The 12,980-nt window shown below is 70.0% G+C and carries 14 protein-coding genes and 1 tRNA gene; 9 read left to right on the top strand and 6 right to left on the bottom strand.

Translation table 11 applies throughout. From position 1 onward, the window contains the following. The first annotated feature begins 32 nt into the window (after nt 1-32). Complete coding sequence (locus tag EO081_RS08685; protein ID WP_129341582.1) at nt 33-1,313, top strand: glycoside hydrolase family 130 protein; 1,281 nt, start codon at nt 33-35, stop codon at nt 1,311-1,313. Between the two features lie 348 nt (nt 1,314-1,661). On the opposite strand, the gene EO081_RS08680 is transcribed toward EO081_RS08685, so the two are convergent. The 3 genes from EO081_RS08680 to hflK all read right to left on the bottom strand — a co-directional run bounded on the left by EO081_RS08680 (nt 1,662) and on the right by hflK (nt 5,249). Next, nucleotides 1,662-3,173, bottom strand: a complete 1,512-nt coding sequence (locus EO081_RS08680; RefSeq protein ID WP_129341581.1) for a Do family serine endopeptidase — start codon at nt 3,171-3,173, stop codon at nt 1,662-1,664. A gap of 94 nt (nt 3,174-3,267) precedes the next feature. Beyond that, nucleotides 3,268-4,125: a protease modulator HflC gene (gene hflC, locus EO081_RS08675; protein WP_129341580.1), complete on the bottom strand. Its 858-nt coding sequence runs from the start codon at nt 4,123-4,125 to the stop codon at nt 3,268-3,270. Then, on the bottom strand, nt 4,122-5,249 hold the full coding sequence (gene hflK / locus EO081_RS08670; RefSeq protein ID WP_129341579.1) for a protease modulator HflK: 1,128 nt from the start codon (nt 5,247-5,249) through the stop codon (nt 4,122-4,124). Before hflK ends, hflC begins: the two co-directional genes overlap by 4 nt. Nucleotides 5,250-5,319: 70 nt before the next feature. Here hflK and EO081_RS08665 point away from each other — a divergent pair, with 70 nt between their 5' ends. Beyond that, entirely contained in the window at nt 5,320-6,285 is a 966-nt protein-coding gene (locus EO081_RS08665) for an Mrp/NBP35 family ATP-binding protein (RefSeq protein WP_129341578.1), read from the top strand. A 5-nt stretch (nt 6,286-6,290) separates the two neighbouring features. Further along, on the top strand, nt 6,291-6,719 hold the full coding sequence (locus EO081_RS08660; protein WP_129341577.1) for a CoA-binding protein: 429 nt from the start codon (nt 6,291-6,293) through the stop codon (nt 6,717-6,719). Nucleotides 6,720-6,866: 147 nt separating this feature from the next. On the opposite strand, the gene dapD is transcribed toward EO081_RS08660, so the two are convergent. Next, nucleotides 6,867-7,688: a 2,3,4,5-tetrahydropyridine-2,6-dicarboxylate N-succinyltransferase gene (gene dapD, locus EO081_RS08655; protein WP_129341576.1), complete on the bottom strand. Its 822-nt coding sequence runs from the start codon at nt 7,686-7,688 to the stop codon at nt 6,867-6,869. After that, nucleotides 7,685-8,350 carry a pyrimidine 5'-nucleotidase gene (locus tag EO081_RS08650; RefSeq protein WP_129341575.1) on the bottom strand — a complete coding sequence of 222 codons (666 nt, stop codon included), beginning with the start codon at nt 8,348-8,350 and terminating at the stop codon, nt 7,685-7,687. The genes dapD and EO081_RS08650 overlap by 4 nt, the downstream gene beginning before the upstream one ends. Nucleotides 8,351-8,445: 95 nt before the next feature. Between EO081_RS08650 and EO081_RS08645 the strand changes: the two genes are divergently transcribed. Beyond that, nucleotides 8,446-9,444, top strand: a complete 999-nt coding sequence (locus tag EO081_RS08645) for an LLM class flavin-dependent oxidoreductase (protein ID WP_129341574.1) — start codon at nt 8,446-8,448, stop codon at nt 9,442-9,444. Between the two features lie 21 nt (nt 9,445-9,465). Here the strand turns inward: EO081_RS08645 and EO081_RS08640 are convergent, their stop codons facing one another. Further along, nucleotides 9,466-10,479 (bottom strand): acyltransferase family protein, encoded by a 1,014-nt coding sequence (locus tag EO081_RS08640; RefSeq protein ID WP_129341573.1) that lies wholly within the window; start codon nt 10,477-10,479, stop codon nt 9,466-9,468. Between the two features lie 258 nt (nt 10,480-10,737). Between EO081_RS08640 and EO081_RS08635 the strand changes: the two genes are divergently transcribed. The 5 genes from EO081_RS08635 (at nt 10,738) to EO081_RS08620 (ending at nt 12,887) form a co-directional block, all read left to right on the top strand. Continuing rightward, nucleotides 10,738-10,813, top strand: a tRNA-Val gene (locus tag EO081_RS08635). Between the two features lie 82 nt (nt 10,814-10,895). Beyond that, a complete protein-coding gene (locus EO081_RS16825; protein ID WP_165284571.1) occupies nt 10,896-11,072 on the top strand; it encodes a hypothetical protein in 177 nt (58 codons plus the stop codon). Between the two features lie 77 nt (nt 11,073-11,149). Continuing rightward, nucleotides 11,150-11,947 carry an SDR family NAD(P)-dependent oxidoreductase gene (locus EO081_RS08630; RefSeq protein ID WP_129341572.1) on the top strand — a complete coding sequence of 266 codons (798 nt, stop codon included), beginning with the start codon at nt 11,150-11,152 and terminating at the stop codon, nt 11,945-11,947. A gap of 13 nt (nt 11,948-11,960) precedes the next feature. Then, nucleotides 11,961-12,500: a hypothetical protein gene (locus EO081_RS08625; protein ID WP_129341571.1), complete on the top strand. Its 540-nt coding sequence runs from the start codon at nt 11,961-11,963 to the stop codon at nt 12,498-12,500. 81 nt (nt 12,501-12,581) lie between these two features. Next, complete coding sequence (locus EO081_RS08620) at nt 12,582-12,887, top strand: hypothetical protein (RefSeq protein ID WP_129341570.1); 306 nt, start codon at nt 12,582-12,584, stop codon at nt 12,885-12,887. Nucleotides 12,888-12,980: the final 93 nt, after the last annotated feature.

The following is a 12,980-nucleotide window of genomic DNA, read 5'->3' as shown; positions in this document are numbered from 1 at the left end:
CGCGCAATTCGAAGGCTTCCCAGAGGTTTCGCATGCTGAATCTGGTCACGCACCCGCTGCGGCTGCACGCCGATCCCTCGCGGGTGGTGGTTCGACCCTTCCATATCGCCTGGCAGTCGAACGGCACCACGCCCAGCCGCACCGAGCGGATGGTGACGGCGGTGCTGGCGATGTCGCCCGAAGAGACGCGCCACCAGCTCGAGGTGGTGCTCAAGGACTTCGAGGCACGCCACTGGCAGACGCGGCGCGTCTTCATGACCCGCTATGACGAGATCGAGGCGCAGCTCGGGCTCGACGGCAGCCAGATCGGCGACGAGAAGCGCCAGCTGATCGGCGCCTATTTCTGCCACGAATACAGCTATGCCGCCGCGGCGCTCATGAACCCCAGCGCGGTGCCGCACTTCGACCAGTCGGGCATGCAGCCGGGAAGCCTGCGCATCCTGATGTCGATGCGCTCGGTGGGTGAGGGCCACATCTCCTCTGTCGCCTTCCGCGAAGGCATCATCACCGACCAGAACGAGATGCGCCTCGCGCCCGAGCCGCCGTTCGCGACCGCGGCCGACGCGATCGGCGACGAGGAGACGGCGCCCGCCGGCCCCGTCACCGTCTACCGCCACCGCGATTCGACGCTGTCGGGTACGGTGATCTTCCCGATCACCCAGGCCCAGTCCAAGGGGCTGGAGGACATGCGCCTCGTCCACTTCACCCACGACGACGGGCAGCAGGAGTGGCTGGGCACCTACACCGCCTATAACGGCTCGCAGATCCAGTCGGAGCTGCTGCGCACCCGCGACTTCCGCGCGTTCGACCTCGTGCCGATGACCGGCAGCGCTGCCCGCAACAAGGGCATGGGCCTGTTCCCGCGCAAGGTGAACGGCAAGTACATGATGATCGGCCGTCAGGACGGCGAGAACCTGTTCCTGATCGAATCCGACACCCTCACCCATTGGGACGAAGGTGCGCTGCTGCTCACCCCGGAATATCCCTGGGAGCTGGTGCAGATCGGCAATTGCGGCCCGCCCATCGAGCTGGACGAGGGCTGGCTGGTGCTGACCCACGGCGTAGGCGCGATGCGCAAATATTCGATCGGCGCGGTGCTGCTCGACAAGCAAGATCCGTCCAAGGTGATCGGCCGCACCCGTGAGCCGATCCTCGCCGCCGCCAACGAGGACCGCGAGGGCTATGTCCCCAACGTCGTCTATTCCTGCGGCGCGCTGCGCCACGGCGACAAGCTCTTCATCCCCTATGGCGTCGCCGACAGCTCGGTCGCCTTCGCCTTTGTCGACATCCAGTCGCTGCTCTCGGTGATGTAAGCCCCGGGAGGTCCTCCTCTCCTTCGCCCTCTTCGTACCCCGGCGAAGGCTGGGGCCCAGTTGGGAGAGGGCGGCGAAGGTCTCCAACTCCGCCTCGGGTCGCCAAGACGCACGCGAGCAACACCCCGACCGGACCCCGCCTCCCCCGGGGTAGGCCCGCACCTCCGGGCAACCCCCTCTCAAATCCCCTATCCCCGCGCAGGCGGGGATACGGGGCCAAACAGCACAACCTTCACCGCGGAACCCTGGGCTCCCGCCTGCGCGGGAGCACGAAGGAGCGCGCCCCAAACGCAAGCGGCCCGCCGCTCCTTCGAGCGACGGGCCGCAATGCACTGCGGAAAGGCCGCCTCAGCCGCCGATGCGCACCGGCATGTAGATGCCCTGGCCGCGACGCTGGACGAACAGCAGCACCTGGTCGCGGCCGGCCGCCTTGGCCTGGGTCACCTGGCGGGCGACATCGGCGGCGTTGGCCACCGGGGTCCGGTTGACCGAGACGATCACGTCGCCGCGGCGGATGCCCTTGCCGGCCGCATCGCTCGACGGATCGGTGCCGGTCACCACCACGCCCTTCACCGCCGGGTCGACGCCGATGCTGCGCGCGATGGACGGGGTCAGCGGCGTCACGCCGATGCCCAGCGACGCCGACGACGTGTCCTGCGGCGCTTCGGCCTGCGGCATGCCGCTGTCGTCTTCCGGGTTGAACTGCGCCAACTGCTCCTCCGGCGGGCGCTTGCCGACCGTCACCGTCACCGTCTGGCGCTTGCCGTCGCGCAGCAGCTCGACCGGGATGCGGGTGCCCGGCGCGGTGTTCGCGACCAGGTAGCTGAGCGTCTGCTCCGGCGTCACTTCCTTGCCGTTGACGGCCACCACCACGTCGCCCTGGCGGATGCCGGCCTTGGCCGCCGCCTCGCCCGGCTCGATACGCGAGATCAGCTCGCCGCGGTCCTTCGGCAGGCCCAGCGCCGCGCCGATGTTCTCGTCGATCGGCTGGATGCCGACGCCCAGATAGCCGCGCTCGATCGCCTGGCCGCGCATCAGCTTGTCGACGATCGGCTTGGCCTGCTCGGCCGGGATCGCGAGGCCGATGCCGATGTTGCCGCCGGTCGGCGACAGGATCTGCGAGTTGATGCCGATGACATTGCCCTGCAGGTCGAACATCGGGCCGCCCGAGTTGCCGCGGTTGATCGCGGCATCGGTCTGGATGAAGCGGTCATAGGTGCCGCCGCCGGTCACGCGGTTGATGGCGGAGACGATGCCCGCGGTCACCGACCCGCTCAGGCCGAACGGGTTGCCGATCGCGACGACCCAGTCGCCGACGCGCGCCTGGCGCGAATCGCCGAAGCGCACGAACGGGAAGGTCGCGCCCTCGATCTTGAGCACGGCCAGGTCCGACGCCGCGTCGCGGCCGACCAGCCGCGCCTTGAACTCGCGCCGGTCGGACAGGGTGACGGTGATCGTCTCGACCACCGCAGAGGCGGTGCCGGCCGAGACGACGTGGTTGTTGGTGACGACATAGCCGTCGGCCGAGATCAGGAAGCCCGATCCCAGCGACTGCGCTTCCTGGGTGCGGGGGCCGGCGCCGCCGCGCGGGCTGCCGAAGAACTGCTCGAACGGCGTGCCCGCGAACGGGTTGCTCTGCTGCACCGTCACGCGCTGGGTGGTGGAGATGTTGACGACCGCCGGCTGGAGCCGCGCGACCAGGTCGGCGAAGCTCATCGGCGCGCCGGCGCGCGGCGCGGTGCTGGCGATCGCGCCGGGTTCGTTCTGCGCCGTCTGGGCGCCGGCGGGGGGCTGGAAGCTGAAGGCTGCCGCGGTGCCGCCGAGCAGCAGCGCAGAGGTAAGGGCGTAGGCGTAACGCACTAGGATTGGTCCTCTCTAAACGACAGGGATCGTTCGATCCCAGGCTAGGTGCTTGATGCTGAACTTGATTTGAATGCCCCCCGGCACGGCCTCCTCAGCGCTCCCGCCCCTGAAACTCCCGAAGATAGCCATTGTTCGGCGACAGCACGATCGAGGTATCGCCGTTGCCCTCGCCCTTGGCAAAGGTCGTGCGATACGACTCCATCGCGCGCCAGAACGCATAGAAATCGGCGTCCTTGCCAAAGCTCTGCGCATAGATCTGGGCCGCCTGCGCCTCGGCGTCGGCGCGGATGATCTGCGCCTGCTTCTGGCCGCGCGCCTGGATCGTCACGGCCTCCTGCGTGCGGGCCGAGCGCATGCGGTTGAGCGCGCTGGTGAGCGGGCTGCCCTCGGGCAGGTCGGCATGCTTGATCCGCACGTCGACGATCTCGGCGCCATATTGCGCAGCGGTGCGCTGGAGGGCGGTCTGGATGTTCTCCATCACCTGGCTGCGCTCCGGGCTCAGCAGCGCCGCGAACGGCCGCTTGCCAAGCTCGCCGCGCAGCGTCGAGCCAAGGATCGGCTGCAGCTGGTCGGCCACGCTCTGCTCGGACCCGGCCGTCACCACCATCTGCACCGGGTTGACGATGCGGAAGCGCGCGAACGCGTCCACTTCCAGCCGCTGCTGGTCGCTGGAGAGCACCTGCTGGTTGTCGAGCTCGACGGCCAGCACGCGCTTTTCCACCCACACCAGCCGGTCCAGGAACGGAATGCGCAGCACGATGCCAGCACCGCTGCGGCCGAACGGCTGGCCCGGCTCATAGCGGTTGACGATGCCGATCGGCTGCTGGACGCGCAGGATCACCGCCTGCTTGGCCTCCGGCACGATCGCGATGGAGCTCGCCGCCAGGATCGCGAGCACCAGCAGCGCGATCCCGATCGCCACGGGATTGCGGAACAGGCTGCGGCTCATCGTGCGGTCTCCATCGCCTCGGGCGTGGGCGGTTCGGGCGTCGTCTGGGGGGCGGCGCGGCGGCGCACCTCGGGCAGCGGCAGATAGGTCTGCACGCCCGGCTCGACGATCGTCTTGTCGGCGCCGCGCAGCACCTGCTCCATGGTCTCGTAATAGAGCCGGCGGCGAGTCACCTCGGGGGCGGCGCGATATTGTTCGTAGATGCGGTCGAACTGCGCGGCATCGCCCTGCGCCCGCTCGATCACCTGCTGGGCATAGGCGCGCGCGTCGTTCAGGTTCGACTGCGCCTGCTGCTGCGCTGCCGTCACCGCCTTGAACGCGTCGTCGACCGCGGCCGGCGCCGCCGCCTGCTTGATCGCCACGCCCAGGATGCGGATGCCCGACTTATACTCGTCGAGCAGCGCCTGCATGCGCTGCTGCACGTCGCCCTGGATGCCGATGCGGCCTGCGCCGATCGCCTGGTCCAGCTCGACGTTGGCGATCTCGGCGCGCATCGCGCTTTCCGCCACCGCGCGCACCGTCTCCCGCGGGTCGGCGATCTCGAAGACGTAGTTCTCCGGCGTCTTGATGTCCCAGCGCACGGAATACCCCAGGTCGACGATGTTCTGGTCGCCCGTCAGCATCAGGTTGGGCTGGTTGCCCGCCGGGAAATTCTCCGTCCGCACTTCCTTTACGTCCACCATCTGGACGGAGGCGAACGGCGTCGGCAGCGTCAGCTTGAAGCCCGGATCCAGCGTGCCGGTATAGCGGCCGAAGCTGGTGGCGACGCCGCGTTCCTGCGGGCCCACCACATGGACGCAGGTGATCAGCCAAAGCCCGATCAGCACGATCAGGCCGATCAGCCACAGCTTGCCGGCGCTGGTCGGCAGGCCCGGCCCGCCGCGGCCGCCACTGCCACCGCCGCCGCCGCCGCGGGCGCGGCGCAGGAAATCCTCGAGCGAGGTCGCCGTCGCCGGGCGCGTGCGCCGGCCGTCGGGGGGCAGGTTCCACGGGTTGCGCGGGCCGCTCGGGCCGTCGCCGCCGCCGGATCCGCCTTCGGAACCGCCGCGCCCGCCCCAGGGACCCTTGATGTTGTCGTTCCTGAGCACGCCGGCGCGTGCGAACCAGCCGGAAAAGCTTCGCATCCCTTCTTTATAGGAGGGCGGCGCGCAATTTACAGTGGCAAGACATTGCTGCGCGCCTATCTGCGACGCGATGACCGACCGTTCTGCCCTGCAAGCCGCCCTCGCCCCCATCGCCGCCGGCCGCGCCACGGTGCGGGTCGAGGGCTCCCGCGCCAGCATCGTCCTCGACGTGACCGGGCTTCCCACCGCCGCGCGCGACGCGCTGGAGGCCGACGTCCGCGCCGCCGCCCTCGCCACGCCCGGCATCGCCGACGTGCGCGTCGCCCAGACCAGCGAACGCGTCGGCCGCCGGCTGATCGCGGTCGCCAGCGGCAAGGGCGGCGTCGGCAAGTCCACGGTCGCCGCCAACCTCGCCATTGCGCTCGCCCGCGCCGGCCGCCGGGTCGGCCTGATCGACGCCGACATCTACGGCCCCTCGCAGCCCAAGCTGATGGCGGTCGAGGGCACCCGGCCCGAGGCCCGCGAGAAGCAGCTGCTGCCGGTCGAGACGCCCTATGGCGTGCCGCTGCTGTCGATGGGCCAGCTCGTCCCCGCCGGCCAGGCGATCGCGTGGCGCGGGCCGATGGCCGGCGGCGCGCTCACCCAGCTGGCGGAGGCCGACTGGGGCCTCCACGACACGCTGGTGGTCGACCTGCCGCCCGGCACCGGCGACGTGCAGCTCACGATGATCCAGAAGCACAAGCCGGCGGGCGCGGTGATCGTGTCGACGCCGCAGGACCTGGCGCTGATCGACGCCACCCGCGCGATCGACCTGTTCGCCAAGGCCGAGGTGCCGGTGATCGGCCTGGTCGAGAACATGTCCGGCTATGTCTGCCCGCATTGCGGCGAGGCGTCGGAGCCGTTCGGGCAGGGCGGTGCAGAGGCCGCGGCCGCGAAGCTCGGCATCCCCTTCCTCGGCCGCATCCCGCTGGCGATGGCGGTGCGTCAGGCGTCGGACGCGGGCACGCCGCCGGCCGCCGGGAACGGGCCGGAGGCGACGGCGTTCCACCAGATTGCCGGCCAGGTCGGCGAATGGCTGGACCGCAAGGAGGGATAACCCGCATGCCGTTGACCCGCGACGAGGACATCCGGACGCTTCTGGAAAACGCCCGCACCATCGCGCTGGTCGGCGCCTCCGATCGCCCCAGCCGGCCGTCCTATGGCGTCATGGCCTATCTCCAGGGCCACGGCTATCGCGTGATCCCGGTCAACCCGCAGATCACCGGCGAGCACGTCCACGGCGAGTTCGTCTTCCGCGAGCTCGCCCAGATCGGCGAGCCAATCGACATCGTCGACATCTTCCGCAACTCGAACGCCGCCGGCGACGCGGTGGACGAGGCGATCGCGGTGGGCGCCAAGGCGGTGTGGATGCAGCTGGGGGTGGTTAACGAAGCCGCCGCCGCCCGCGCCGAGGCCGCCGGACTTCAGGTGGTGATGAACGCCTGCCCGGCCATAGAAATCCCCAGGCTAGGCATCCCGCGCGTCGCCTGAGCTTCCCTCTTCTTGCACCCCGGCGAAGGCCGGGGCCCAGTTTGGGGGACTTAACCGCATCCAACGAGCCGCCCGCACCTGGACCCCGGCCTTCGCCGGGGCACAATAATGCAACCGTGCTCCTGCGCAGGCAGGAGCACGAGTTCCTCAATCCCGCAGCAGCTCGTTGATCCCCGTCTTCGCGCGGGTGCTTTCGTCCACGCGCTTGATGATCACCGCGCAGTAGAGCGCCGGCTTGCCCTCGCCCCCGCCCAGCGAGCCCGGCACCACCACCGCATACGGCGGCACTTCGCCCATCGTCACTTCGCCGGTCGCGCGATCGACGATCTTGGTCGACTTGCCCAGATACACGCCCATCGACAGCACCGCGCCCTCGCCCACGCGCACGCCCTCGGCCACTTCCGCGCGCGCACCGATGAAGGCGCCGTCGCCGATGATGACCGGGTCCGCCTGCAGCGGCTCCAGCACGCCGCCGATGCCTGCGCCGCCCGACAGGTGCACGTTCTTGCCGATCTGCGCGCAGCTGCCGACGGTCGCCCAGGTGTCGACCATCGTGCCCTCGCCGACATAGGCGCCGATGTTGACGAAGCTCGGCATCAGGATCGCGCCCTTGCCGACGAACGCACCCTGGCGCACGACGCTGCCCGGCACCGCGCGGAAGCCGGCGTCGCGGAAGCGTGCCTCGTCCCAGCCCTGGAACTTCGACGGCACCTTGTCGAACCAGGTCGCGCCGCCCGGCCCCTCCATCACCGCATTGTCGTTCAGCCGGAACGACAGCAGCACCGCCTTCTTCAGCCACTGGTTGACGCGCCAGCCGCCCTGGCCGTCCGGCTCGGCCACGCGCGCGGTGCCGGCGTCCAGCTGCGCCAGCGCCTCGGTCACCGCCTCGCGCACCGCGCCGGTGGTCGACAGGCCCAGGTTCGCGCGATCGTCCCAGGCGGCGTCGATGGTGGTCATGAGGTCGGTCACGCGGGGGTCTCCAGGATGGTGTCGAGCCAGTCGCCCAGGTCGGCGACGGTATAGTCGATGAAGCTGCGGTCGGCGCCCGGCCCCTGTTCGGAGCCGTTGTCGATCCACACGGTGGTCATGCCGATCGCCTTGGCGGGCTTGAGATTGCGCGCGAGATCCTCGACGAACAGCGCCGTAGTCGGGTCGATCGCATAGGCCTCGCACAGCCCCTGATAGGCGGCCGGGTCTGGCTTGGGCCGGTACTGGGTCGCATGCACGTCGTGCACCGCCTCGAACGTCTCGGCCAGGCCGATCCGGTCCAGCACCCGCGCCGCATAGGTCGCGTCGCCGTTGGTGAAGACCAGCTTGCGGCCCGGCAGCGCCCCGATCCGCGCGGCCAGACCCAAATCCTCCAGCACGTCCATCTCCACGTCGTGGACATAGTCGAGGAAATGGTGCGGGTCGGTGCCATGCTCGGCCATCAGCCCGGCCAGCGTCATGCCATGGGCGTGGTAATACTGCTTCTGCAGCGTGCGCGCCGCCGCCGGCTCCAGCCCCAGATGCTCGGCGATATAGGCCGTCATCCGCGCGTCGATCGCCGGAAACAGGCTCACGCTCGCCGGATAGAGCGTGTTGTCCAGATCGAAGATCCAGGTGCGGATGGGGGCGAGCGCGGGGATCATGGGTGGCGCCCGTTTAGGCAGCGGTCCTCCGGCGGGCAAGCCGCTGCGTCGGCCGCCTGGTTGGCGCGCGGCGCCCGCGTCCCCATCTCTTGTCCATGACCGATTATTCGCTGCTCGACCTGGTTCCGATCGTCGCCGGGGGCGACGCGGGCACCGCCCTCGCCAACGCCGCCGATCTCGCCGCCCATGCCGAGGGACTCGGCTACAAGCGCTACTGGGTCGCCGAACACCATGGCATGCCCGGCATCGCCAGTGCCGCCACCGCCGTCGTGATCGGCCATGTCGCCGCCGCCACCCGCACCATCCGCGTGGGCGCAGGCGGCATCATGCTCCCCAACCACGCACCGCTCACCATCGCCGAGCAGTTCGGCACCCTCGACGCGCTGTTCCCCGGCCGGATCGATCTCGGCCTCGGCCGCGCGCCCGGCTCCGACCAGCGCGTCGCCCGCGCGCTGCGCCGTACGCTCGACAGCGATCCAAACGCCTTCCCGCAGGACGTCATGGAGCTGCAGAGCTATTTCGCGGCCGACGGTCGTACGGGCATCGAGGCGGTTCCCGGCGGCGGCGCGAACGTGCCGCTCTGGATCCTGGGCTCCAGCCTGTTCGGGGCGCAGCTCGCCGCCGCGCTCGGCTTGCCCTATGCCTTTGCCTCGCACTTCGCGCCGGCGGCCCTCGACCAGGCGCTCGCCATCTACCGCCGCGACTTCCGTCCCTCGGCGCAGCTCGACAAGCCCTATGCGATGGCGGCCTTCAACGTGCTCGCCGCCGACACCGACGAGGAAGCCCGCTTCCTCGCCAGTTCGACCGAGCAGTCGTTCGTCGCCATCCGCACCGGCCACGCCATCCAGATGCCCCCGCCGGTCGCGGGCTACCGCGACTCGATCGGCCCGCAAGGCTCGGCGATCCTCGACCAGGTGCTCGAATGCTCGGCGATCGGCGGCCCCGAGACCGTCGAGCGCGGCCTCGCCGCCTTCCTCGAGCGGACCCGGGTGGACGAGGTGATGATCACCGGCGCCATGTACGATCCCGCCGACCGCCGCCGCAGCACCCGCATCGCCGCAGAAGCGATGCAGCGCCTGAACGCCCGCGGCTGAGCTTGAACGCGCCGGGTCCCGTCACACACCGAGCAGCAGCGACGCCCGGCGACTCTTCCGCGCGAGCAGCAGAAGCGGCACCAGCAGCACGAAGGTGAGGACGAACGCGCCCAGGAGTGCCGCGGCTTCGGGCAGGAATCCCGCCAACCGGCCCCTTGCCGCCCGGATGACGAGCGGGTGCCAGAGGTAGAAATAGAGCGAGTACCGTCCGACGAACGCGAGCAGGGGCAGAGCCAGCAGGCTTGCTCGCCGGGCAGCGGGAAGCGCGATCACCAGTCCGGCGTTGAAGGCCGTAAACAGGATGACCTCCGCGACCGGATTGGGCACGGCATAGAAGATGGCCCATCCGCACAGGCCGACTGCCCCCAGCGCCAGGGCCGCCCCGCCGTGCCACGCGCTTGCCTCGCGCGGCCGCGCGCGGACGCCTACCCCAAGAAAGAAGAAGCCGCCGAGCGAAAGCAGCTTCTGGAGGAGAGCCGCCCGCAGCAGATCATGAAGCGGCGTGAGTTCGAGCAGGGGCTGCTGGTGGCCGACGCCGGCGAGGATCCCGCCTGCCAGGATCATCGGCACGGCCAACCCACCCCACCAGGAGGGCGGTATCCGGATGACATAGACGAGCCCGATCATCACCAGCACCGCCGGCACGTACCAAAGGTGAAAATAGGGTGTGACGATCAGCCCGATCATATCGAGCGGCCCATGAATCCGGTGGGTCGCCACGGCGTAGACCAGCGACGCCAGCGCCCAGGGCACGATGATCCGCATGTATCCCGCAACCACTTGCCGCACGGTCTGGCGGTGGAGCTTCTCCACGTTCAGCAGATAGCCCGAGAGTCCCAGGAATACCGGCATGTGGAAGCCGTAGAGCACCCACTTCAAGGCGTTCTGATCCACGCGTTCGACGAACACGTGCCCCACCACCACCAGCAGGATCAGGAGCCCCTTCAGCCCGTCAATATGTGCGTCTCGCCCGCCGGGACGGGGGGCGGGCATCGACGCGGGCTTGGCAAGCCCGCAGCTGGCGGTTGCAATCATCAGCGACCGTTTGCCCGATGACGTCCGTGCCTACAATCTCTCTCGAACTTTCCTCGACCTCGGCACCTCGGGAGCACCGGCTGCACCGCCGCCTGCCCGCGCGCTCGACCCCGGCAGCACCGCGGATCGATCTCGCAGCACGTCGGGAATAGGTCGGGACTCTCAGGTCCGCGCGTTTCCCCTCCGTTCCGCGCAGGTCCGCGAAATGCCCTATTGCGGCTGCCGGAAATGGCGCTATTCCGCGGGTCTCTCGAGAGAGGGCGCTTAGCTCAGTTGGTAGAGCATCTCGTTTACACCGAGAGGGTCGGCGGTTCGAGCCCGTCAGCGCCCACCATGCGTCGATCGGGCGCATTCCCGGACCTCCCCGCGCCGCCGCCCTTCTTGGCCGCGCTCTTTCCCCCGGCTATCCCCGGCGCATGATCGCGGTCGGATGCCTGTCGCTCGTCGTGCTGCCGCTGCTCGGGCTGGTGCTCGGCGGCCTCGTCGCGGGGCCGGATGGCGCGACCTGGGGAGCCGTCGCGGGGTTGGTCGTGGCGATCGCGATCAGCGGCGTCATGGGCTATGCGCTGGTGAAGATCGGCCGCCGCCGCTAGCACTGGCCGGCCGGGTGCGCAGCCTTTCGCCCCCTCGCCCGTTCCTGGATGCGCCCCCGCATCAAGGACGCCGACCGATGACAGACACCGCCCCCCGCCCCTTCGCCGTCGTGACCGGCGGCTCCAACGGCATCGGCCTGGAGCTCGCCCGCCAATTCGGCGAGAACGGCTACGACCTGCTGATCGCCGCCGAAGACGAGGCCCATCTGCGCGCCGCCGCGGCCGAGCTCGCAAGGACCGGCGCCCGCGTCGACATCCACGCCGGCGATCTCGGCCAGGAACAGGCGGTCGACGCCCTCCACCGTGCCATCGTCGCCACCGGCCGTCCGGTCGACGTGCTGTGCGTCAACGCCGGCATTGGTCTCGGCGGCCCGTTCGTGGAGACCGACCTCCGGACCGAGCTCCAGATGATCGACCTCAACGTCCGCGGCGCGGTGCAGCTCACCAAGCTCGTGCTCAAGGACATGGTCGCGCGCGACAGCGGCAAGCTGCTCTTCACCTCGTCGATCTCCGCGACCATGCCAGATCCGTTCGAGGCGGTGTACGGCGGCACCAAGGTGTTCCTGCGCTGGTTCGGCGAGGCGCTGCGCAACGAGCTGAAGGATACCGGCATCACCGTCACCGTGCTGATGCCGAGCATGACGGAAACCAACTTCTTCCACCGCGCCGACATGGACGACACCCGCGCCGGTCAGGCGAACAAGGACGATCCTGCCGTCGTCGCCAAGGCGGGGTTCGATGCGCTGATGGCGGGCAAGGACAAGGTGCTGCCGACGCTCAAGAACAAGGTGCTGGGCGCGATCGCCGACGCGCTGCCGGACCGGGCGGCCGCGCAGGCCCACCGCGGCCTCTCCGAGCCGGGCTCCGCCGACTGACCGCGGCGCGCCCATGGCCCGCAGCGCCCGGCTGAAGGTGTTCCGCACGCCGATCGGCTTCCACGACGCCTATGTCGCCGCGCCCAGCCAGAAGGCGGCGCTGGAGGCCTGGGGCAGCGACCACGACCTGTTCGCGCGCGGCGTCGCCGAGCGGGTTGAGGATCCCGAGCTCACCCGCGAGCCGCTGGCGAACCCCGGCACCGTGATCCGCCGCCTGCGCGGCACCACCGCGGAGCAGATCGCCGCCCTGCCCAAGGACCCGCCCCGCCGGGCGCGAGCGGCGCCGGAGGCGCAGAAGCCCGCCCGCGCCCGCAAAGCCACGCCGAAGCCGAAGCCGGATCGCACGCCGCTGCGCGAGGCGGAACAGGCACTCGCCGACGCTGAGGCGCGCCACGCCGAGGAGCAGGACGCCCTTGCCCGGCGCGAAGCCGAGCTCGCGCGCGAACGCCGCACCCTGGAAAAGCGTCAGGCCGCCGAGCAGGCACGGCTCGAACGAGCACGGGACCAGGAACGCGATCGCTACGACCGTGCCGTGCGCGACTGGCGCGGCTGAACGCATTTCGTCCGGCTGCGGGGGAACAGCGCCGCCGCCGCGTGGTTGGTCTGCCGGACGATCGAAGTGGAGCGCACATCCGTGACCGACAAGAGAACCGGCATCCCCCTGGATCGCGAGGGCAATTCGGACCAGCAGGCGCAAGGCGTCTCGGGCTTTCGGGGAGAGCGCGGCGGCGATCCCTCGGCCGAGCATCCGGAACAGCGCCGCACCGTGGCGACCGAGGACGGCACCATCGTGGTCGAGGAAAACTCCGGCACCAGCTTCGCCGAGGCTCGCGGCACCGGCCAGCGCGCTCCGCACGCGTCGAAGGCGGGTACGCCCGAGACGGACGCGCGCAACCTGCCGCCCGAGGCGCCGGAGGACGATCCCGATCGGATCGCCTGATCGCCTCCGCCGCAGGGTCGCCGCTTTCGCGACACGATGGGAAGGCGCTTTCTTCGAAGCCGTTCGTGAAAAGCGGCAAGGCCACAGAAACTT

This window comes from Sphingomonas desiccabilis (assembly GCF_004135605.1).
In the GTDB taxonomy this organism is placed as follows: Bacteria; Pseudomonadota; Alphaproteobacteria; order Sphingomonadales; family Sphingomonadaceae; genus Sphingomonas; species Sphingomonas desiccabilis.
This window is presented reverse-complemented; position numbering and strand designations above follow the sequence as displayed.